This window comes from Ruegeria sp. HKCCSA071, from assembly GCF_017872555.1.
Taxonomy (GTDB): Bacteria; Pseudomonadota; Alphaproteobacteria; order Rhodobacterales; family Rhodobacteraceae; genus Ruegeria.
This window is the reverse complement of the sequence record NZ_JAEDOX010000001.1, coordinates 315443-337177: the sequence shown is the minus strand read 5'-3', so window position 1 is coordinate 337177 and position 21735 is coordinate 315443. Positions and strand designations below refer to the sequence as shown.

Below are 21735 nucleotides of genomic sequence, written 5' to 3'. Positions count from 1 at the left end.
ATCAGTAGAAGAACTCTTCTCGCACGATCTTGCCATCTGCGACGTGATAGACACCCACTTCGCGCATATCAAAGGCTTCGCCCGTTTCCTTCACCTTACCCTGCACTTCGAAAATCACTGCAAAGCGGTCCTCGCCGTGCACAAACGGGTCGCTGACCGAAGCGCCAGAAACCTCGTGGGCTCCTTCCCACCATTCATGTTTGCCGCGGATCGCTTCACGCCCCTGCATTTCGCGCCCCATGCCTGAGTAATCGACTGCTTCGACCGAAACCGCGTCTGGCGCATACAATTTCTCAAGGTTTTCCTTGGCGCGGTCCTCACGGCAGCCGGCCACCAATTCATTGGCAATCTCTTTCAAATCCATCGAATTACTCCATTATTTGTTCACTATATGTTCTTATATCCACAAGGCCGTGATTCGAACCAGCCCCTTTGTCTTGCCTCGGCAGGATTCCCCGCCTATACGCGCGTTCATGCTTGATACCTCGAACCAACCTGCCCTGCCGCCCGAGATTGCCCGTCGCCGGACATTCGCCATCATCTCGCACCCGGATGCGGGCAAAACGACGCTGACTGAAAAGTTCCTGCTGTACGGGGGCGCCATTCAGATGGCGGGTCAGGTGCGCGCCAAGGGCGAGGCACGGCGGACACGCTCGGACTTCATGCAGATGGAGAAAGATCGCGGCATCTCGGTTTCCGCGTCTGCAATGTCGTTCGACTATGGCAATTTCCGGTTCAATCTGGTGGACACGCCCGGCCACAGCGATTTCTCGGAAGATACCTACCGCACGCTGACGGCCGTGGATGCGGCCGTGATGGTGATCGACGGTGCGAAGGGTGTCGAAAGCCAGACGCAAAAGCTGTTCGAGGTCTGCCGCCTGCGCGACCTGCCGATCCTGACCTTCTGTAACAAGATGGACCGCGAAAGCCGCGATACGTTTGAAATCATCGACGAAATTCAGGAGATGCTGGCCATCGACGTCACCCCCGCCGCATGGCCGATTGGCGTAGGTCGTGATTTCATCGGCTGCTACGACATGTTGCGCGACCGGCTGGAGCTGATGGACCGCGCCGACCGCAACAAGGTGGCCGAGAGCATCGAAATTAACGGGCTTGATGACCCGAAACTCGCAGAACACGTACCCGAACATCTGCTGGAAAAGCTGCTGGAAGAGGTTGAGATGGCGCGCGAGTTGCTGCCTGCGCTGAACCCGCAGGCGGTGCTTGAAGGGCACATGACCCCGATTTGGTTCGGCTCGGCCATCAATTCGTTCGGCGTTAAGGAACTGATGGAAGGCATCGGCGCTTACGGCCCGCAGCCGCAGGTGCAATCAGCCGAACCCCGCCAGATTTCGCCGGATGAAAAGAAGGTCGCCGGCTTTGTTTTCAAGGTGCAGGCCAATATGGACCCCAAGCACCGTGACAGGGTGGCGTTTGTGCGCATGGCCTCCGGCCATTTCAAGCGCGGCATGAAGCTGACCCATGTTCGGTCGAAAAAGCCGATGGCAATTTCAAACCCGGTGCTGTTTCTGGCCTCTGACCGGGAACTGGCAGAAGAGGCCTGGGCCGGAGATATCATCGGCATTCCCAACCACGGCCAGCTGCGCATCGGTGACACGCTGACCGAAGGCGAGGCGCTGCGCGTCACCGGCATCCCCTCTTTCGCGCCGGAACTGCTGCAAGGCGTCCGCGCGGGTGATCCGATGAAGGCCAAGCATCTGGAAAAGGCCCTGATGCAGTTTGCAGAAGAAGGCGCGGCAAAGGTGTTCAAACCTTCGATTGGCTCGGGCTTTATCGTCGGCGTTGTCGGTGCGTTGCAATTCGAAGTGCTCGCCAGCCGGATCGAGATGGAATACGGCCTGCCCGTGCGTTTCGAGGCGTCTCAGTTTACCTCGGCCCGCTGGGTCAGCGGTGACAAGGCCGAGGTCGAAAAGTTTGTGAATGCAAACAAGCAGCACATCGCGCACGACCATGACGGCGACATTGTCTATCTGACCCGGCTGCAATGGGACATCGACCGGGTGGTTCGGGACTATCCCGCCCTGAACCTGACTGCCACCAAAGAGATGATGGTGTGATCCAACTCACTGATTGCACAGCCGAGTCTGCCTGTGCAATTCTGCGCGCATGAGCAAGAATGAACTGACTTTCCCCGGCGGTCTGCCCGACATGCTGGACAGGTATGAAAACCGGCGCAGCCCGTTTCAGTTCGGCACCACCTCGTTGCCTGACCTTGACATCGACCTCATTGAACTGGCCGGTCGTACATTGCCCGAAAGTGCGACTGTGCCCCCGCCAAAGCCTAATACAAGCTGGGATCGCAAGTGCGCTCAGATAGCGCGGGAATTTGTCGGAAATTCTGAACTTGCTTTCCTGAATGCCCAGTTGATCTCGAACCTGCGAAAGCGGTCCTTCCCGCGCCACGCCCCGCTTCTGTTTTGCCGCCTTTGGGACGAACAGTCGGACCACCTTCTGTCCACGCTTGATCTGCGGTGGCTGGTCTCGTCGGTTCAGACCTTTGCGGACCACGGCCAAACTGCAACCCAGCGCGAGGTTGGTCATGCGTTGCGCATGTTGTTCGGCATGATGAAGCTTTATGAGTTCGAGAGGCGCTTTTCGCAGCTGCCCCCGGAAACACCATTTCCGTATCAAAAATTGAAACACGTCCCGCTGCCCTATCAGATGAAAGGGTTTTCCCTTGGAAGTGGCGGACTGGACGTCAATCTGATTGCTCCGGTCTGGACCAAAGCCCTAAGCGACACCACCATCGCGCCGCTGGTCGATCACTTGATGACCGAGCTCAACAGTGATCCCGGCGGTGTCTTTCGCCGCCTGAAACTCATGCGCGAAGCGCGCGCGCAGCGCACATGACCACATGGGGTGTCGTGTCGATGGTCAGGGGACCGACCGAAGACGTCCTTCGGTTCGTAGCCTATCACCTCGATCTGGGTGCCGAGACCATCTATATCTATCTGGATGAGCCGAACCAGCGCACGTTCGAGGCGCTGAAGGCGCATCCCAGTGTTTGCGTACAGGTTTGCGATGATGCTTATTGGCAAAAACTAAAACGCACGCGACCGGACAAGCACCAGGTTCGCCAATCGGTCAACGCCACATACGCCTATCGTGACACGCATCTGGATTGGCTGGCCCATATCGATGTTGACGAGTTTCTGTGGTCGCCGACCCCAATCTCGGATGTGTTGCGCGAAGTCCCGGACAAGGTTCACGCCGCCCGTGTCCGCCCGATCGAGGCGCTGGCAGGCGGCGACGACCTGTACAAGGCGCATGTGCCGCAAAGCCCGGCCCGTACAGAGTTGATTGAGATGCTTTATCCCAACTATGGGGCCTTCGTCCTTGGCGGGTTCCTCAGCCATGTACAGGGCAAGTTGTTTGCGCGCACGGGATTGAAACGTCTGAGTTTTCGTATCCACAACCTGTTTCAGAACGGGAAATTGCTGCCGTGCAAATACGAGCTTGTGCAAGTCGATCTATGCCACCGCCATGCGCCGGACTGGGACCACTGGATCGCACATTATCCGTTCCGCATGGATCGCGGCTCGTATCAGGCTGGTATGGCCCCGAATGCCCCGCGCGAGATGGGGGGACTGAACAAGAATGAATTGCTCAGTTGGATTGAAAGCGAACACGGCGAGGACGGGCTGCGCGCGTTCTTCAACGAGATGAGCGGCGCTGACCCAGATGTCCGCGCCCGGCTGAAGCAGAACGGGCTGATCCGCCACCGCGCATTGAATCTGGACGAGAAACTGGCGAAACACTTTCCCGGAAGTTGCTGAATTGTTGCGCAAAACTCGAACCTGTCTCAACGAAACCCGGATGCAGCGGTCTTCATTTGACCCCGACCAACGTTTTTGTTATGTCCGCGACCAAGCCGAAATGTCGCATCACGCGCATGGCCATCCGGGCCCGGCACATCTTATACGCGCGGGCCAGGTCAAGTGTCCGCATTCAACCGGACTTACATGACAAAGTTTAGCGAACTGAACCTGAACCCGAAGGTCCTCAAAGCCATTGAGGAAGCCGGATACGAAACCCCAACTCCGATCCAGGCAGGTGCGATTCCGCCCGCATTGGAAGGGCGTGATGTTTTGGGCATCGCTCAGACAGGCACGGGTAAAACCGCCAGCTTCACTCTGCCGATGATCACACTGCTGGCCCGTGGCCGCGCGCGTGCGCGTATGCCGCGTTCGCTTGTCTTGTGCCCGACGCGGGAACTGGCCGCTCAGGTGGCCGAGAATTTCGACACCTATACCAAACACCTGAAACTGACCAAAGCGCTGTTGATCGGCGGTGTCAGCTTCAAAGAGCAAGAAGCCCTTATCGACCGCGGTGTCGACGTTCTGATCGCCACGCCGGGCCGTTTGCTGGATCATTTCGAGCGCGGCAAGCTGTTGCTGACCGGCGTGCAGATCATGGTGGTGGATGAGGCGGATCGGATGCTCGACATGGGGTTCATCCCCGATATCGAACGCATCTTCTCACTGACACCTTTCACCCGTCAGACCCTGTTCTTCTCGGCCACCATGGCGTCCGAAATCGAGCGGATCACCGACACGTTCCTGTCGGCCCCTGCCCGGATCGAAGTGGCCCGTCAGGCGACCGCATCCGAGACAATCGAACAAGGCGTGGTCATGTTCAAAGGCGGACGTCGTGACCGCGAAGCCAGCAACAAACGCAAGGTTCTGCGCGCGCTGATCGATGCCGAAGGTGACAAATGCACCAACGCGATCATCTTCTGTAACCGCAAGACGGATGTCGACATCTGCGCAAAGTCATTGAAAAAACACGGTTACAACGCTGCCGCCATCCATGGTGATCTGGACCAGTCGCAGCGGATGAAAACACTGGACGGTTTCCGTGACGGATCATTGCGCCTGCTGGTGGCATCGGACGTCGCGGCGCGCGGTCTGGACATCCCGTCGGTCAGCCATGTGTTCAACTTCGACGTCCCCGGCCACCCCGAGGATTATGTGCACCGCATTGGCCGCACCGGTCGCGCCGGGCGTGAAGGCAAGGCCATCACAATCTGTTCGGGACGCGACGAAAAAGCACTGGTTGCGATCGAAAAGCTGATCCAGAAAGACATCCCGCGCTTAGACAACCCGGTCCAGGAAGACCCGAGGCCCGAACAGCCAAAGCCTGAGAAAAAGACCAAAGCCGCCGAAAGCCCGAAAGAGGGCAAAAAAGTTCGCGAGCCTAAGGGGCGCAGTCGTGGACGCAAGGAAGACACCGGCCCGGCCGTCGTGGGCATGGGAGATCACCTACCCAGTTTCATCGCGCTCAGCTTCGACGAACGTCGCGCCAGCTAGATTGCCAGCACAAGTGCTAAAATCGAAAACCCAAGCAACATCATCCCGGCGATTTCGCGCCGGGTGATTGTTTCTCGGAAGAACAGGATCGACGCCATCAGGCTAAAGATCAGCTCTACCTGCCCCAACGCTTTGACATAAGCCGCATTCTGCAAGGTGAAGGCCCAGAACCAGCAAAACGAGCCACCGAGGCTGGTCAGGCCGACAAATACCCCGGTCTTTCGCGTTTGCCAGACTGCATGCAGTTCGGCCCGGTCGCGCCACAGCAGCCATATTCCCATGCTGGTAAACTGGAATGTCACCACCGCTGCCAATGTTACCAGCGCCCGGAACCACGCATCGATATCGCCCAGTTGCAGCGAAGCCCCACGATAGCTGACGGCGGAAAACGCAAACAAGACACCCGATCCAAGCCCCAATTGCGAAGCCCGATTGGTCAGATGGCGCCACCAGGGTCCGTCCCCACCGGGTGTTTTTGACAACAAAAGCACAGCCATCAACCCCAACAGGATCGCGATCAACGCACCGCGCGACACACTGTCCCCCAGGATCAGGAAGCCAACAATGGCGGTCTGGATCACTTCGGTTTTCTTGAAGGTAATTCCAACGGCAAAGTTGCGTTGTTTGAACAGCGCCACCACGCAAATCGTGGCAAGGATTTGGGCTGTCCCGCCGATGACCGCGTAAAGCCAGAATAAACTGCTGAGCCGGGGTATACTCGCCCCAGTTATCTGCAACGCAACACATAGCCCGATAACCGCCAAAGGCATGGAATAGGCAAACCGCGCAAAAGTGGCGCCTGCGGCAGACAATTTCACGCTGGCCAGCGACTTTTGCAGCATGAAACGCACAGTCTGGAAACTGGCGGCAGCAATTGTGACAGGGATCCAGAGACTCATGCCACCCGTTGTGTCGTCAAATCAAGACTTTGGCCAGAGCGGATGTGGCACAGGGTCTTTTGCGTGAAAGAAATACTGCCGGAAAATCTGTGCATAGGACCGGTAAACATAAGCCTCATTGCAAGCCAAATACCTGTCCTTTCCGTCCCTGTACAACGATGGCAGGCGATACCATGGTGCAGTCGGATTCATATGATGAACGACGTGCAGGTTATTGTTCAGAAACAGGAAAGCCAAAGGCCCGCGATCTTCGATGATTACCGTGCGGGCGCGGGATTTTTCATGTGCACGATGTTCCAGAAACGTGCGGATCTTCAAAAGCGACAACCCCAGATAGGCCGCGATCAGATAGGCCCAAACCGGCATGGCCGATTGCGCAACAACCCACAGCACCACTACCGCGCCGGGTAGATGCACAGCCCATGCCAGCAGGATCGCCCTGTCCCCGCGCATAAATCCGCGCCATTCGTCCCGCATAAACAGAACCTGACCAAGGACGGGCCCCAGCACCATCCGCCCCAACAGCGTATTGTTCAGGCTCAGGATCATCTGCGCCAGCCGGGGCAACCCCGACCAGATATGAGGATCCAGATAATTCGATTCCGGGTCGTCATAGGGGTCCGTCAAAGTGGCATCCTGATGATGCGCCAGATGCAGGTCCCGAAAGCGGTTATACGGAATGGCCAATGTCAACGGCAGTGCCATCAACGCCTCGTTCAGCCATTTGGCACGAAAAGGGTGCCCATGCAGGGCCTCATGCGTCAGTGACGAATGCAAAGCCGCAACAACACCCAGAGCAGGGACAGCCACCCACAAGGATGTGTTTGTCAGCCAGTACAGACCGGTAAGCCACGCGGCATAACACAAGACTATCAGGAAAAACGTACCCCATTCAGGCGATTTGGGTGTAGTGGGATCAGCCATTGCGTCCCCACGAAATGTTCGCCCAGATTCTTTCGTAAATCACGTACATCGTCAGGCCGATGGCCGTGTTCACCAGCGCCAGCGCCCCTCCTACAGCGGCCGAGCCTGTTGCGATCAAGCCCACCACTGTCATGATCGCCAACCCCATCACATTCCAAACGATTGCTTTCACGACTGATCTTCGCCGCGTTTCCATTCCGAACCCCGTTCTTTTTCTTACTCAAAAGCGTTACATTCGGACCCCGGTATTGGAAATTCTGAATATGATTAACAAAATTCATCAAATGTGATAAAAAACACGACATGCAGGAAAATATCGACAAGCGCGACCGAGCCGCCCAGTTTCGTCTCCGCCTCGCCCGTGCAATGGAAGAGCGCCATGTCAGCCAAAGTGCCCTTGCGCGCAATATTGGCGTTGACCGCTCGACCGTTTCCCAACTGTTGACAGATCATGGCGCGCGGTTGCCCAACGCGCATGTCGTTGGCGGATGCGCAGCGGCACTTGGCGTGTCGGCTGACTGGTTGCTGAGCCTTTCTGACAGGCCGGAAAGCGCGGCCGAGCTTCTGGCTAGCTCGCTGACCTTTACCGAGGCCCCCCGCGCCCTTGTCGATGAACGTATCTTCGAGTGGCATCAGGAGGCCGCCGGGTACAAGATCCGCTATGTCCCGGCCACCCTGCCCGACATGCTGAAGACGCGTGCGATACTGGAATGGGAATACGCCCCGCATCTGGGTCGGACCGCTGATCAAGCCATCGGCGCGTCGGCGGATCGTCTGGCATGGATGCGCAGCGCCCAGTCGGACTATGAGATCGCTATGCCGTTATTCGAAATCGAAAGCTTTGCATACGCGACCGGGTATTATCAGGGTCTCAGCCCCGAAGTTCGGCTGGAACAGATCGATCACCTGTTGGCGCTGTGCGAACAGCTCTATCCGCGGATGCGCATCTATCTGTTTGACGCAAAACGGCTTTATTCGGCACCGGTGACGATTTTCGGCCCGCTGCTTTGTGTATTCTACGCAGGAAGTCACTATATGGCCTTCCGCGACCGGGACCGGATCGAGACGTTCTCACGCCATTTCGACACGCTGGTACGTGAGGCCGACGTGGCGGCCCGTGACTTTCCAAACCATCTGCGTCGCCTCAGAACGGCGGTTTCCCGCGACGGGTGATGCAGCAACGCTCAACCTGTGCTATTTTACTTTGGCGCGAACCATAAGGCATTCCGAACACAGACGGAGGAGCACAGGAATGGACGCAATTCAAACCGCTCAATACGCACGTGCACTTTTTGACGCCCATGGAGACCAAGCCGAAGCCGAAGCCGCGAAAAAAATGCGCGACTGCGAAGCTGCCGGAAACCGACAAGAAGCCCAGGACTGGCAGGCAGTCCGTCAGACCATCCGCCAGATCCGTGGCCCAAATCAGGGCTGAGTTACAGTTTCGGGTCCGGGTTGACCGTGTGACCATCCACCGCGATCACCTGACCTGAAACCAGACGCGCCGCATCTGAGGCAAGGAAGACTGCCATATTGGCGATATCCTGCGCTTCAACAAAGCGCCCCATTGAGGTGCCCGAGGCATAGCCCTGATAGACCTCGTCACGGGTCATGCCCTTGGCTGCGGCCTCGCGGGTCAGGACACCTTCCATCCGAGGGCCTTCAACTGCGCCCGGACAAATGGCATTGGCGCGGATGCCATAGGGCCCCAACTCCATGGCCAGCGTCTTCATCAACCCGATGACAGCCCATTTTGCCGACGCATAGGGTGCGCGAAACGGGTAGCCATACTGCCCGGCTGTCGACGAGGTCAGAATGATACTGCCCGCCCGCGCCGATTTCATCAGCGGCGCTGCATGTTTCGCCGCCAGAAAAGCACCATCCAGATTGACCGCGACACAGGCACGCCAGGCATCCAGATCGATATCCTCAATAGCATCGGTCGGACCAGCAATACCTGCATTGGCACAAAGCACATCCAACCCTCCCGTCGATTGGACGGCGTCAAATACCGCGCGCATGTCAGCTTCGTCCGCAACATCCGCTCGGTGCCTGGTCCAATGTTCGGGCAAAGAATCCAACGCCGCCTGATCGATATCCGTGACCCGGACGTCATAGCCGACAGCGTCAAACGCCTCGGCCATGGCCCGGCCGACGCCTGACGCGCCAGCCGTCACCAGAACCCGGCGCGTCATGAACGCTTCCTGATCGCCGCGCCTGCGCCTTCGGGGTAAGGCAACCCGGCCTGAGCCTCGGCAACCCGCGCCATCGCCGCCTCAATCTCAGCAGATGGCGGGCTGGGGCGGCGGGTTTTCAGACTGACATGCAGCAGAAAACTTTCGCCGGTGGCCAGCAGCTTGTCGCCCTCATACATGCTGTGGAACACATGCAGCTTCTTCCCCTGCCCCAACAGCATCTGCGTGCGCACGTCGATTTTGGCACCAGCATGAGCTTCATCCACATAGCGAATGTGGTTCTCCGCCGTGAAATAGCTGCCACCCGAGGCGATGTAATCCGCATCGCATCCGATGATTTCCATGAACCGATCGGTGGCGGAGGCAAAGGCTTCCAGATATTTCGCTTCGTTCATGTGGCCGTTGTAATCCGTCCAGTCCAGCGGAACGGCCCGCGACAGGGTCAGGATGGGCTGGCTCAGATCCGCTTGATCCAGCGTCGGCAGCGCTCCGGGTTTCAACCGTGCATCATGTTGGTTCAGCACCGCCCCCGCGCCGTAATTCTGCGCCTTGAGGGCCCGCATCATACCAACAAGGTTGTTATCGCGAATACGCTCTAATTCTCGGATCGAATGCATCCCGGATTGTGCGTCAGATTGATTGGCGATCAAATCGACCAGTTCGTCAGTGAACTCAGGAACATCCATCAACTTGGTCCACGGCCATTTCAAAGCAGGCCCGAACTGCGCCATGAAATGGCGCATCCCCGCCTCGCCCCCGGCCACGCGGTAGGTTTCGAACAGACCCATCTGCGCCCAGCGGATGCCGAAGCCCATACGGATGGCCTCGTCAATTTCTTCGGTTGTCGCGATCCCATCCTTGACCAGCCAAAGCGCCTCGCGCCAGACAGCTTCCAGGAACCGGTCGGCGATATGCGCATCGATCTCTTTCTTGACGTGCAGCGGGAAGAACCCAAGCGATTTCAACAGCTCCTGGGCCTGTTTGATCATCTCGGGCGAGTTCTTGCCTGTTGGTACAAGCTCGATCAAAGGCAACAGGTAAACCGGGTTGAAGGGGTGCGTCACCACGATCTGCTCGGGGCGCAGCGCTCCGTCCTGAAGTTCGGACGGCTTGAACCCGCTGGTCGAGGATCCAATGATCGCGCCTGGATCGCAAGCCTCCTGCAAGCCTTTGTAAACCTTCAGTTTCAAATCCAGACGTTCCGGCACGCTCTCCTGAATCCAAGTCGCACCCTTAACCGCTTCGGCCATGTCGCTGTGAAAGCTCAGCACACCCTCGGCTGGCAACGGAACATCACTCAGCCCCGGCAAGGACCGCCTTGCGTTATCCAGCACCTCGCCAATTTTGCGTTCCGCCTCGGGGTCAGGGTCAAACACCCGCACGTCCCAGCCATTGAGCAGGAACCGCGCAGCCCATCCACCGCCGATAACTCCGCCCCCAATAATTGATGCCGTTTTCATGATTTCCCACCTACTGGCTGCGCATGATTCATCTTTTTAGAAATATTCCGGGGGCTTGGGGGCTGGCCCCCAAACTCCGCGTGCCCATTATTTTGCAACCGGTGCCTGCTTGGTCAGCCCCAGCTTCGCACGGACTTCGTCAGGGCCTATCACGCGCGCGCCCATATTCTCGATGATGGATCCCGCACGTTCCACCAGTTGCCAGTTCTCGGCCATTACGCCCTTATCCAGCCAAAGGTTGTCCTCAAGCCCCACGCGCACGTTGCCGCCTGCCAGAACCGAAGCCGCGACAAACGGCATCTCGTTCCGTCCCAGCGAAAACGCGCTGAAGGTCCAGTCATCCGGCACGTTGTTCACCATCGCCATAAAGGTATTCAGATCATCCGGCGCGCCCCACGGCACCCCCATACACAGCTGAACCAGAGCGTTGGGCGCCAGAATCCCTTCCTTCACCAGTTGCTTTGCAAACCACAGGTGGCCGGTGTCAAAGGCTTCGATTTCAGGCTTCACACCCAGATCGGTCATCATCTTGCCCATTGCGCGCAGCGCACCGGGCGTATTCGTCATAACATAATCGGCCTCGGCAAAGTTCATTGTGCCGCAGTCCAAGGTGCATATCTCGGGCAAACACTCGGCAATATGCGCCACACGTTCCGAAGCGCCAACCATGTCGGTGCCTTCGGCCACAGGAAACGGGTTTTCAACACCGCCAAACACGATATCGCCACCCATCCCTGCGGTCAGATTCAAAACGGCGTCCACATCAGCGTCACGGATGCGGTCTGTCACCTCACGGTACAAATCCAGCCTGCGGCTTGGCGCACCGGTCTCGGGGTCGCGCACGTGGCAGTGAACCACTGCCGCCCCGGCCTTGGCTGCAGCGATTGCGCTGTCGGCGATCTGCTGTGGTGACCGCGGCACATGCGGGCTGCGGTCCTGCGTTCCACCCGAGCCGGTTACGGCACAGGTGATAAAGACTTCGCGGTTCATTTCCAAAGGCATGGTGTTTTCCCCAGCTTATACCGGCTTGTGCCAAGGGTTTTCCCCAGGCTTTTCCCCGGATTCCGATTTGCGTTCTGACCCGACTCTGGCGCAGCTTTGGAAAACCCACTTGGCAATATGCGAATCAAACTTGATGAAATCCGCAAAAAACATACTGCAACCGGAACACCGCGCCCTGAAAACAGCGGTGCTTGTGCTGGACGAATGCAACACGCTCAGCTTTGCCTCTGCGGTGGATCCGATGCGGGCCGCGAACCGTCTGGCAGACCGCCCGGCCTTTGACTGGGACTATGTGACCGCGACGCCAGAACCCGCAATGCTGACAAGTGCGTTGCAAGTGCCTGGTATTCCACTGGCCCGGCTGCAATCCTGCGACCTGATGATCGTGGTCGCCGGGTTCCAACTGGCCCGCCACGCCACCCCCAGCCTTCTGGCTGGTCTGCGCCGCATCGCCGGCACCGGCGCAACGATGGCAGGCATTGATGGCGGTCCCTGGCTTCTGGCCGAGGCCGGGCTACTGGACGGCCACCTGGCAACAACCCATTGGGAAGACCTCGAAAATTTCGCCACCCGGTTTCCCGAAGTTGATGTACGCACCGACCGCTTCACCGTTTCGGGCAACCGCCTGACTTCGGGTGGCGCAATTCCGGCTGTCGAGATGATGCTGCACATCATCGCCGCCCGTCACGGCGCGAGTTTCGCTGCGCGTGTTGCGGGCCTGTTCCTTTACGATGGCGCTCCGGCCCCTGGAAAACCGCAAAGCCGCACAGGCGCGCCACATCGCCACACAGCACTGACCGCAAAGGCCAACTCAATGATGCAGGCGTCACTGGATGATCCTCTGCCGTTGGCCTATATCGCAGATCGCCTAGGCACCAGCCCGCGGACGCTGCAACAACAATTCCGCCTGCGCCTGAACACGACGCCGCAGGACCACTATCTGCAACTGCGCCTGGCCGAGGCCCGTCGTCTGGTCACCGACACCGACATGCCATTGATGGATGTAGCGCTCGCCACAGGCTTTGCCTCACAATCCAGCTTTGCCCGCGCCTTCCGCACCGCCCACGGTCAATCGGCCCGCGACCTGAGACACGAACGCGCGCATCCCACCCATCACTGACCGGATCCTTCTTCATCTGGCCAAAAACATCCCGGGGGCGTCGCCAAAGGCGACGGGGGCAGAGCCCCTAAAACGGCATCGGATGCGCCCGATGCGCCCTGCTGATCTCGGCCAACACATCCTTGGGTAATTCAAGATCCACGCCCGCCAGAATATGATCCAGCTGTGCAACGGTCGTGGCCCCGAAGATTGCCGACATCATGAACGGGCGCGTCCGGCACCACGCCAGTGCCATATGCACCGGATCCAGACCATGCCGCGCGGCGATGTCCAGATAAGCTGCAACCGCCTCGAAAACACGACCGGATTTCCGGCCTCCCATCTCGGGCACAAAGGACATACGCGATCCGTCGGGGACGCAGTCATTTTGATACTTCCCGGTCAAAAATCCTGCCGCCAAAGGGGAAAACGCCATCAGCCCAACATCTTCATGCACACTCAACTCACCCAGGTCGGTGTCGAAATGGCGGCACAGCAATGAATATTCGTTCTGCACCGATGCCACGCGCGGCGCCCCCATCTGTTCGGCCAGCCGCAGCCATTGCGCGGTTCCCCAAGCGCTTTCATTAGACAGGCCAAAGGCACGGATATTGCCTTTGTCCACCTGAGCCTGCAATGCCTCAAGGCATTCCTGCATGTTGCTCAGCACTTCGTCCGTGTTTTCGCCAGACGGCGCATAATCCCAGTTCTGCCGAAACATATAGCTGCCCCGATTGGGCCAGTGGAACTGATAGAGGTCGATGTACCCGGTCTGCAAACGTCGCAAAGACCCCTCAACTGCTTCGGGTATTGTGCGGGCAGTGATCGGCGCACCATCACGGACAAAAGACAGCCCCGCGCCGGAATGCTTGGTCGCCAAAACATAATCTCCCCGGCGGGTAGGATTGGCGGCATTCCAGTTTCCCAAAATCTCTTCGGTGCGCCCGATCGTTTCTTTCGCTACAGGGTTCACCGGATACATTTCGGCCGCATCGACAAAGTTGATCCCCGCGTCCAACGCCATATCCATCTGACGGTGCGAATCCGTTTCAGACGTTTGAGAGCCAAATGTCATCGTGCCAAGGCACAGATCGCTCACGATAATTCCGGTACGGCCCAAAGGCTTTTTCTGCATTGTCGTATCTCCTGAAAAATGCGGGCCGGTCAGGCTTCAGCCTTTTTTTCCCACCGCCCGGACTCCTCCGACCAGTATTGTGCGGAACATCCGGCATCCGTCAGCGCTTTCCACTGCCCGCGCGCCTGTTGTACAGCCATGTCGTCATTGCCATCGAACAGGATACAAACCCGTTCCAACGCGGCGACTTCTTCTGCTTCGACCGGCGCGCCATCCACAGCCATGATACAGGTCGCACCATTTCCCGCCACGGCGCTGGTGGTCAGCAGGATCGGCTGGTCCGCGTCGTGCGGGCCGCCAGCGCGACCATGCGGCAAGAATCCCTCCTCGGGGCCCAGCCACAGCTTTTCATCCAGCCAGTCCATCCGCGCAGGGTCAGTACCCCGCACGGCTATCCGCCACCCGGCTTGCCGCGCCTTGTCCAGCAGCACGGGCAAGGTGTGCTCCAGCGGCTGGCGGGTCAGGTGGTAGAAATAGACAGCGCCCATATGCTTACTCGAAATTGTCCTGCACAAACCGGCTCAATGCGCGCACGCCCCAGCCGGTGGCACCTTTGGGCGCATAAGAGGTCTCTTCAGCCACCGAGGCGACGCCCGCGATGTCCAGGTGAATCCACGGCGTTTCCTCTTTCACGAACCGCTGGAGGAACTGCGCGGCGGTGACTGAACCGGCGGGGCGACCGCCCACGTTCTTCATGTCGGCAATGCGCGATTTCAGCAACTTGTCATAGGCGTCGCCCAATGGCATCCGCCAAGCGCCTTCATCCTCGGCCTTGGCAGATTTCAGGAAGGCATCACAAAACGTGTCATTGTTCGAAAAGACACCAGCGTTTTCATGGCCCAACCCGATGATGATCGCACCGGTCAAAGTTGCCAGGTCAATCATACCGACCGGCTTGAATCGTTCCTGCGCGTACCACATCACGTCACACAGAACCAGGCGGCCCTCGGCGTCGGTGTTGATGATCTCGACCGTATCGCCCTTCATCGACCTGACCACATCACCCGGACGGGTGGCGTTACCTGATGGCATATTCTCGACAAGACCGACCAGCGCCACGACATTGGCTTTTGCCTTGCGCTTGGCCAGCGCGCGCATGGTGCCCGCAACAACGCCGGCGCCGCCCATGTCCATGGTCATCTCTTCCATGCCAGCAGCGGGTTTGAGCGAGATACCACCCGTGTCGAACACCACGCCCTTTCCGACCAGTGCCAAAGGCGCGTCATCCTTGGCCCCGCCATTCCACTGCATCACCACCACTTTCGAAGGGCTGTCCGAGCCCTGCCCGACGCTTAGCAACGTGCGCATTCCCAGCTCGGCCAGCTTGTCTTCGTCCAGTACTTCGACCTCAAGACCCAGCCCCTGCATCTCAACCAGGCGGTCCGCGAATTCAGTGGTGGTCAAAACATTTGCTGGTTCATTGGTCAGATCGCGCGTCATCCGAACGCCATCAGCAATTGCATAGAGAGGTGCAAAATCTGCCTCGGCCTCCGCAGGCTTTGCGTGGCTGATTGTCACTGTGCCCGCCTTCTGGCTTTCCTTGGTTTTATGCGCGTCGAATTCATAGCTGCGCAGAACAATCCCCAGTGCCAGATCCTCGGCCCGCGCCTGATTGCCCACCATCACCAGCATGTCCTTGCCGCCTGCCAGCTTAGCCAGCGCCGCCCCTGCCTTGCGGGCTTCGCCGGCCTCGGGGCGACGTGGCAGAACCAGAACATCCAGCGCCTCTGCCGCCATCCCTGTGGGCCATGCCATCGAGACGACATCACCTGTCTTCGACTTTCTGAAACTCTCGCTTTCAACAAGCCGCGCCAAGCCGCCCTTCGTCAGACGGTTTGCCCGGCGGGCTGCCGGGCTCATCTTACCGTCATCCGGAATGATGATAGCGACGCGCCCCCCGGCCTGCGCCATAGCTTCAAGGTCAAATTCCTGAAAACGGATCGGTATCAGACTGCTCATTGTACACTCCTCGAATTCTGTTCCCCAAGACCTAGCCCGCGGGGCACGCATTGACCAGATAGCAGTTTTCCCCGCCTTTCAATTGCATTAAGGTCCCGAAAAAATGACCGGCAGGCTCGGGGGAGAAAAAACGTGGTACGACAGGGCAGGCATACGCTGTCGCGCGCAGCATTGCGCAGGCGCGATATCGGCCCGAACCCTCGCGCTACAGGCGCAATGGGTTCGCGCCCATGATCCTGGACCGTTATTTCGCTCGCCGGTTTCTGCAAAGCTTCATGGTCATCGGAGGTATTTTTCTGACCTTGATGATTCTCATCGATCTGATCGAACAGATTCGCCGCTTTGACGATTTCGACCTGTCTTTTGCCCAGCTGCTGCACCTCACACTGCTGAATACACCAGCCGCCATCAGCGAAATGCTGCCTCTGCTGGTGATCCTGTCCACCATTGCGCTGTTCGTCGGGCTGGCACGTACGTCCGAACTTGTGGTGACCCGTGCAACTGGCCGCTCGGGCATCCGCGCCTTGGTTGCGCCTGTCCTGTTGTCGCTGATCATCGGCACGCTGGCAGTCGCACTGCTGAACCCTATTGCAGCAGCCACATCCGAAGAATTCCGGCGCTTGTCGGATTCCTACCGAAACAACGGCAGTTCGGCCCTTTCGATCAGCAGCGAGGGCCTTTGGCTGCGCCAGTCTGCCGAGAATGGGCAGGCTGTCATCCACGCCCGGGCAACGTCGAACCAAGACAAGCTGCGGCTGGACGGAGTTACCGTCATCACTTTTGGGCGGGATGGCAAACCGACCCAGCAAATTGTTTCGGACCGGGCAGAGTTGGATGGCGGGAACTGGGTTCTTTCCAAAGCAAAGGTATGGGCTTTGCAGGACGGGCAAAACCCCGAATCCAACTCGGTTGCACACGAGCGTCTGGAGCTGCCAACCTCACTGACTCGGCAGCGGATCATGGACACTTTGGGGCAACAGGATTCGGTTTCGGTATACGACCTGCCCCAGTTGATCAGCGACCTGCGCGAGGCGGGATTCTCGACCAAGCAATATGAGGTCTGGCTGCAGGTACAGCTGGCCCGGCCTTTCTTTCTGATCTCGATGGTTCTGATCGGGGCCGCGTTCACCATGCGCCACGTTCGGTTCGGCGGCACAGGGATCGCCGTCCTGACAGCCGTCCTGCTTGGATTTGCCATCTATTTCGTGCGCAATTTCGCGCAAATCCTCGGGGAAAACGGACAATTGCCCATCTATATCGCCGCCTGGGCACCGCCCTTTGCCGCAATTCTGTTGTCTCTTGGTCTGCTACTGCATGCGGAGGACGGCTGATGCGGCATATCGTTCCTGTGTTGCTTACCAGTGCACTCGCTTTATCCATTCCGACGGGACTTGCGGCACAGACCTCTCAAGGCCAACCACAGCCACAGGGCGCACAAGCGCAGCAAGAGCCTGCCTTGCTGGTGGCCGACAAGGTATTCATCACGCCTGAGCGCAAACTTGTGGCTGAAGGCAATGTCGAGGCCTTTCAGGGCGACACCAAATTGTCCGCCCATCGTATCACATATGACCGCGAGACTGGCGAGCTGACACTGGAAGGCCCAATTCGTATCGATCAGGGTGGTCAGACCACCCTGCTGGCGGATTCAGGGCAACTGGACAGCGGAATTCAGAACGGACTGCTGGTTGGTGCGCGCATGGTGTTTGAACAGCAGGTACAGATCGCCTCGGTTCAGGCGAAACGGGCCGCAGGCCGTTATACACAATTCAGCAAGGTTTCAGCCACATCCTGTCATGTCTGCAACGACGGCAGGCCGCCTCTTTGGCAAATCCGGGCGCGCAAAGTCACGCATGATCAACTGGAACGGCAACTATATTTCGAAGGCGCGCAGCTTCGGGTGTTGGATTATCCGGTATTCTACTTTCCTTATCTGCGCCTGCCCGACCCAACGCTCGAGAGGGCAACCGGATTTCTGGTTCCTTCGATCCGCAGCACCTCGCAATTGGGCACTGGGGTTCAGGTCCCCTATTTCTTCAAGCTTGGCGATCATAAGGACCTGACACTTACGCCTTACGTCTCAGCCAAGACGACTACTCTGGGATACCGCTATCGTCAGGCCTTCGTAAACGGACGTATTCAGGTGGATGGCGCGTATACACGGGATGATGTGCAACCCGACCAGGATCGCGGCTACCTGTTTGCCAAAGGCTGGTTCAATCTGAAAAACGATTTCCGGCTGACCTTCAATCTGGAAACCACATCCGACGATGCCTACCTGGCTGACTATGGCTTGCCGGACCTCGACCGTTTGCGCAGCGAAATTGCGCTGGAGCGGATTAAGCGCGACAGCGCGTTCAAAACCGGCGTGATCTACTACAAAACACTGCGGGACAGCGAAAATCAGGACGAGATTCCGTCTCGCGTCTTCGATCTCAACTATGAAAAACGCTATTTTCCCAGCACGCTAGGTGGCGAGGTTCGGCTGGCTTTTATCGGTCACGCGCACGAACGCACCAGCGATACAGATGTTGTTGGTCGCGACATTGCACGGGCCACCTTCGATGCCGAATGGCTGCGCAGCTGGACTTTCTCATCGGGGCTGCGGGTCGATACCACGCTGGGGGCGTCGGTTGACACTTTCAACATTCGCCACGACAGCAACTACCCCGACAATGTGACCCGATCTACGCCGCGCGCGGCTTTAACTCTCCGTTATCCAATGACCCGGCGCGAAGAATCGGGGGCTGTTCAGTTCCTCGAACCGATCGCGCAGTTCGGATGGACACATGTATCGGACACCGATGTTCCGAATGATGAAAGCACTTTTCAGGAATTCGATCAGGGCAACCTTCTTTCCCTCTCGCGGTTTCCTGCTGAAGATCAGCGCGAGAACAGCGCCACAGGTGTTGTTGGCCTGAACTGGGCCCGGTATGGCGCGGGTGGTTGGCAGGCCCAGGCGACTGTGGGCCAAGTGTTTCGGGCCGACGCCGATCCAAACTTCACGCTCACATCGGGCTTGCAGGGCACATCATCGGATTTGCTGGTAGCCGGGCAGATCAGCACGGCCAATGGCTGGTCACTTGCCGGGCGCGGTCTGATAGACGGGGATCTAAGTTTTGTCAAAGCCGAGCTGCGCGGCGCATGGGTATCCGAAAATGCCGGCCTTTCCGGCAGCTATATCTGGCAAGAGCCGGACCCAGCGGAAAACATCACCGAAGAAATCTCGGAAATTCTGCTTCTTGGGCGCTACCAGGTCGATCAGAACTGGCTGACCAATGCCCTGGCGCGCTACGATCTGGCCGAGTCGGAACCGATCCGGCTGGGTCTGGGTGTGACCTATCAGAACGAATGCGTTCGGGTTAACATGTCCGTAAGTCGGCGCTTTACTTCAACATCCACTATTGAGCCTTCGACAGAATTCGGCTTTACCCTTTCTCTGACAGGGTACGCCCTTGAAGGCGGTGGCAAGACATACAAGAGAACATGCAGTTGATATCAGGTTTCTCCAGGTTTCTCCGTTCCGGTTGGCTTAAACCGGTCACACCGGCACTGGTTGCCGCAGTTTTTGCAATCGCGCCTCATCAGAGTGGCGCGCAAAGCCTGTTCTCACCCGCGATCCGCGTCAATCAGGACATTGTCACCTGGTACGAGCTTGAACAGCGCCTGCAATTTCTGAATGTTCTGGGTTTGCCCGGTGACAACGAAGCTGACGTCAGGGATGCCCTGATTGATGAAAAACTGCGCAAGCAGGTCATGCGCGACGCCGGCGTGCAAGCGACGCCCGAGGCCGTTCAGCTGGGCATCGACGAATTCGCCGCGCGCGGACAACTGTCATCCGAACAATTCCTGAAACTTCTCGGCGACGCTGGCGTCGACCCTGAAACGGTCCGGGATTATGTCGCGGATCAACTGGCATGGCGCGACTATATCAGCTCGCGCTATCTGTCGCAGGCCCGCCCGACCGAGGATGAGATCGATCGCGCACTGGGCCAGACGGGCGGAGGCGGATTGCAGGTCCTGCTGTCCGAAATCATTATCCCGGTAAACCCGCAAACGGTTGCCCAGACCGAGCTGTTGGCCGAAGAAATCTCGCGCCTTGAAGGGCAGGACGCGTTTTCTGCTGCCGCCGCTCAGTATTCCGCAGCCGCAACACGGGGTCAGGGCGGACGTCTGGAGTGGCTGAACATCTCGAACCTGCCCCCGGCGCTTCAACCTGTTATACTGGGGCTTCAGACCGGTGAGATCACCGACCCGATCACCCTGCCGAACGCGGTTGCTCTGTTTCAGATGCGTGGCTTGCGCGAAGTCGCAACCGGCGCTCCGCGCATTTCAAAGCTGGATTATGCCGCCTATTACCTGCCAGGCGGACGCAGCGCCGAAACCCTTTCACGTGCCGCGAAGCTGAAAGAAGAAATCGACACTTGTGATGATCTCTATGGCATTGCCAAGGATCAGCCGGCCGAAGTTCTGGACCGGGTCGAAGCCGCGCCTTCCGAGGTGCCCGGTGATATTGCCGTGGAACTGGCCAAGCTGGATCGGAACGAAGCATCGGCGACTCTGACCCGCAACAATGGTCAAACGCTTTTGTTCCTGATGCTATGCAACCGCACGCGCGATCTTGGTGAAGACACCTCTCGGGGCGATGTCGCCAACGCGCTGGCGCAGCAACGTCTTCAGGCGTTTGCGGCCAGTCTGGTGGAGCAGCTGCGGGCTGACGCTGTCATTACTCAGGAATGATACGGCCCATCGCGCTCAGCTGCGGTGAACCGGCTGGTATCGGTCCGGAAATCGCGGCCAAAGCCTGGGCTGACCTGCGCGATGCCTGCCCGTTCTTCTATATCGGAGACGCCAGCCACCTGCCCGCCGGTACTCCAGTTGCAATAATCGACCATCCCGGTCAGGTTGCAGAAACTTGTGATCGGGCCCTGCCCGTTCTTCAGATGGACTTCCCCGCCCCGAACGTATTCGGACAGCCAAACCCGGCCAACGCGCCGTCGGTGGTTGACGCCATCGAAACCGGCACCGAACTGGTACAGACCGGCGAGGCCGCAGCGCTTTGTACCGCGCCGATCAACAAGAAAGCCCTGATTGACGGCGCAGGCTTCACCTTTCCCGGTCATACCGAGTTTCTGGCGGCCCTTTCCGGAACCCGCCGGGTTGTCATGATGCTGGCTAGCGAGCAATTGCGCGTCGTTCCCGCGACAATTCACATTCCGTTGTCACAGGTTCCCGCTGCACTTACCCCTGACCTTCTGCGCGAAACGATTGAAATCACTATGCACGGTTTGCGTGATCAGTTCAGTATCGCGCATCCCCGCATAGCAGTTGCAGGCCTGAACCCACATGCAGGCGAAGGTGGTAAAATGGGCACAGAGGAGCTCGACTGGATTGCTCCGATGCTGGCTGATCTGAACCCCAAGGGCGCAACCGTTACTGGCCCCCACCCTGCGGACACGCTGTTTCACGCCGCCGCCCGCGCCCGCTATGACGCCGCCATCGCCATGTATCACGATCAGGCCCTGATCCCGATCAAGACGCTGGATTTCGACCGGGGCGTGAATGTCACCCTTGGCCTGCCGTTCATCCGCACCTCACCCGACCATGGAACAGCACTGGACATCGCGGGGAAAGGCATCGCCAACCCCACCAGCCTGATCGAAGCCCTGAAACTTGCCCAACGGATGGTAATAAACTCTTGATCCTTCACCTGGCTGAAAATATCCCCGCCGGAG

At 58.5% G+C, this 21735-nt stretch carries 21 protein-coding genes; 11 read left to right on the top strand and 10 right to left on the bottom strand.

Annotated features, from left to right (window positions below):
- Window position 1: 1 nt before the first annotated feature.
- Window positions 2–364, bottom strand: a complete 363-nt coding sequence (locus I9188_RS01700) for a nuclear transport factor 2 family protein (protein ID WP_209503718.1) — start codon at window positions 362–364, stop codon at window positions 2–4.
- Between the two features lie 109 nt (window positions 365–473).
- On the opposite strand from I9188_RS01700, the gene I9188_RS01695 reads away from it, so the two are divergent.
- From I9188_RS01695 to I9188_RS01680, 4 genes are all read left to right on the top strand, one after another.
- Window positions 474–2078: a peptide chain release factor 3 gene (locus I9188_RS01695; protein ID WP_209503717.1), complete on the top strand. Its 1605-nt coding sequence runs from the start codon at window positions 474–476 to the stop codon at window positions 2076–2078.
- Window positions 2079–2127: 49 nt separating this feature from the next.
- Complete coding sequence (locus tag I9188_RS01690; protein ID WP_209503716.1) at window positions 2128–2871, top strand: hypothetical protein; 744 nt, start codon at window positions 2128–2130, stop codon at window positions 2869–2871.
- A complete protein-coding gene (locus I9188_RS01685; RefSeq protein WP_245220401.1) occupies window positions 2868–3797 on the top strand; it encodes a glycosyltransferase family 2 protein in 930 nt (309 codons plus the stop codon). Before I9188_RS01690 ends, I9188_RS01685 begins: the two co-directional genes overlap by 4 nt.
- Window positions 3798–3983: 186 nt before the next feature.
- The gene (locus I9188_RS01680; protein ID WP_209503715.1) at window positions 3984–5330 is read left to right on the top strand and encodes a DEAD/DEAH box helicase; all 1347 of its coding nucleotides are present in this window, start codon (window positions 3984–3986) and stop codon (window positions 5328–5330) included.
- Here the strand turns inward: I9188_RS01680 and I9188_RS01675 are convergent.
- The 3 genes from I9188_RS01675 to I9188_RS01665 are packed head-to-tail and all read right to left on the bottom strand — an operon-like array spanning window position 5327 to window position 7349.
- Window positions 5327–6229 carry an EamA family transporter gene (locus I9188_RS01675; RefSeq protein ID WP_209503714.1) on the bottom strand — a complete coding sequence of 301 codons (903 nt, stop codon included), beginning with the start codon at window positions 6227–6229 and terminating at the stop codon, window positions 5327–5329. The genes I9188_RS01680 and I9188_RS01675 overlap by 4 nt on opposite strands.
- Before the next feature lie 21 nt (window positions 6230–6250).
- On the bottom strand, window positions 6251–7153 hold the full coding sequence (locus I9188_RS01670) for a fatty acid desaturase (RefSeq protein WP_209503713.1): 903 nt from the start codon (window positions 7151–7153) through the stop codon (window positions 6251–6253).
- Window positions 7146–7349, bottom strand: a complete 204-nt coding sequence (locus tag I9188_RS01665) for a DUF2061 domain-containing protein (RefSeq protein WP_209503712.1) — start codon at window positions 7347–7349, stop codon at window positions 7146–7148. Before I9188_RS01665 ends, I9188_RS01670 begins: the two co-directional genes overlap by 8 nt.
- Window positions 7350–7456: 107 nt before the next feature.
- Between I9188_RS01665 and I9188_RS01660 the strand changes: the two genes are divergently transcribed.
- Together I9188_RS01660 and I9188_RS01655 are read left to right on the top strand one after the other, a co-directional pair.
- Window positions 7457–8326 (top strand): helix-turn-helix transcriptional regulator, encoded by an 870-nt coding sequence (locus I9188_RS01660; protein ID WP_209503711.1) that lies wholly within the window; start codon window positions 7457–7459, stop codon window positions 8324–8326.
- Between the two features lie 79 nt (window positions 8327–8405).
- Window positions 8406–8588, top strand: a complete 183-nt coding sequence (locus tag I9188_RS01655) for a hypothetical protein (RefSeq protein ID WP_209503710.1) — start codon at window positions 8406–8408, stop codon at window positions 8586–8588.
- 1 nt (window position 8589) lies between these two features.
- Here I9188_RS01655 and I9188_RS01650 read toward each other — a convergent pair whose 3' ends face one another.
- The 3 genes from I9188_RS01650 to I9188_RS01640 all read right to left on the bottom strand — a co-directional run bounded on the left by I9188_RS01650 (window position 8590) and on the right by I9188_RS01640 (window position 11810).
- Window positions 8590–9348, bottom strand: coding sequence for an SDR family oxidoreductase (locus I9188_RS01650; RefSeq protein WP_209503709.1), 759 nt, complete (start codon window positions 9346–9348; stop codon window positions 8590–8592).
- On the bottom strand, window positions 9345–10811 hold the full coding sequence (locus I9188_RS01645; protein ID WP_209504874.1) for a carnitine 3-dehydrogenase: 1467 nt from the start codon (window positions 10809–10811) through the stop codon (window positions 9345–9347). Before I9188_RS01645 ends, I9188_RS01650 begins: the two co-directional genes overlap by 4 nt.
- 84 nt (window positions 10812–10895) lie before the next feature.
- Window positions 10896–11810 (bottom strand): 3-keto-5-aminohexanoate cleavage protein, encoded by a 915-nt coding sequence (locus I9188_RS01640; protein WP_209503708.1) that lies wholly within the window; start codon window positions 11808–11810, stop codon window positions 10896–10898.
- Between the two features lie 133 nt (window positions 11811–11943).
- Here I9188_RS01640 and I9188_RS01635 point away from each other — a divergent pair, with 133 nt between their 5' ends.
- Complete coding sequence (locus tag I9188_RS01635) at window positions 11944–12930, top strand: GlxA family transcriptional regulator (protein WP_209503707.1); 987 nt, start codon at window positions 11944–11946, stop codon at window positions 12928–12930.
- A gap of 67 nt (window positions 12931–12997) precedes the next feature.
- Here I9188_RS01635 and I9188_RS01630 read toward each other — a convergent pair whose 3' ends face one another.
- Genes I9188_RS01630 through I9188_RS01620 form a run of 3 tightly spaced genes read right to left on the bottom strand, consistent with a single transcriptional unit; the run spans window position 12998 to window position 16003 of the window.
- Window positions 12998–14044: an aldo/keto reductase gene (locus tag I9188_RS01630; RefSeq protein ID WP_209503706.1), complete on the bottom strand. Its 1047-nt coding sequence runs from the start codon at window positions 14042–14044 to the stop codon at window positions 12998–13000.
- A 29-nt stretch (window positions 14045–14073) separates the two neighbouring features.
- Window positions 14074–14532 carry a DNA polymerase III subunit chi gene (locus tag I9188_RS01625; protein WP_209503705.1) on the bottom strand — a complete coding sequence of 153 codons (459 nt, stop codon included), beginning with the start codon at window positions 14530–14532 and terminating at the stop codon, window positions 14074–14076.
- A gap of 4 nt (window positions 14533–14536) precedes the next feature.
- Window positions 14537–16003: a leucyl aminopeptidase gene (locus I9188_RS01620; RefSeq protein ID WP_209503704.1), complete on the bottom strand. Its 1467-nt coding sequence runs from the start codon at window positions 16001–16003 to the stop codon at window positions 14537–14539.
- 230 nt (window positions 16004–16233) lie between these two features.
- Between I9188_RS01620 and lptG the strand changes: the two genes are divergently transcribed.
- Genes lptG through pdxA form a run of 4 tightly spaced genes read left to right on the top strand, consistent with a single transcriptional unit; the run spans window position 16234 to window position 21702 of the window.
- The gene (gene lptG / locus I9188_RS01615) at window positions 16234–17334 is read left to right on the top strand and encodes an LPS export ABC transporter permease LptG (RefSeq protein WP_209503703.1); all 1101 of its coding nucleotides are present in this window, start codon (window positions 16234–16236) and stop codon (window positions 17332–17334) included.
- A complete protein-coding gene (lptD, locus tag I9188_RS01610) occupies window positions 17334–19496 on the top strand; it encodes an LPS assembly protein LptD (protein WP_209503702.1) in 2163 nt (720 codons plus the stop codon). The genes lptG and lptD overlap by 1 nt, the downstream gene beginning before the upstream one ends.
- Entirely contained in the window at window positions 19487–20740 is a 1254-nt protein-coding gene (locus I9188_RS01605) for a peptidylprolyl isomerase (RefSeq protein ID WP_209503701.1), read from the top strand. The genes lptD and I9188_RS01605 overlap by 10 nt, the downstream gene beginning before the upstream one ends.
- Window positions 20737–21702, top strand: coding sequence for a 4-hydroxythreonine-4-phosphate dehydrogenase PdxA (pdxA, locus tag I9188_RS01600; protein ID WP_209503700.1), 966 nt, complete (start codon window positions 20737–20739; stop codon window positions 21700–21702). Before I9188_RS01605 ends, pdxA begins: the two co-directional genes overlap by 4 nt.
- Window positions 21703–21735 lie beyond the last annotated feature (33 nt).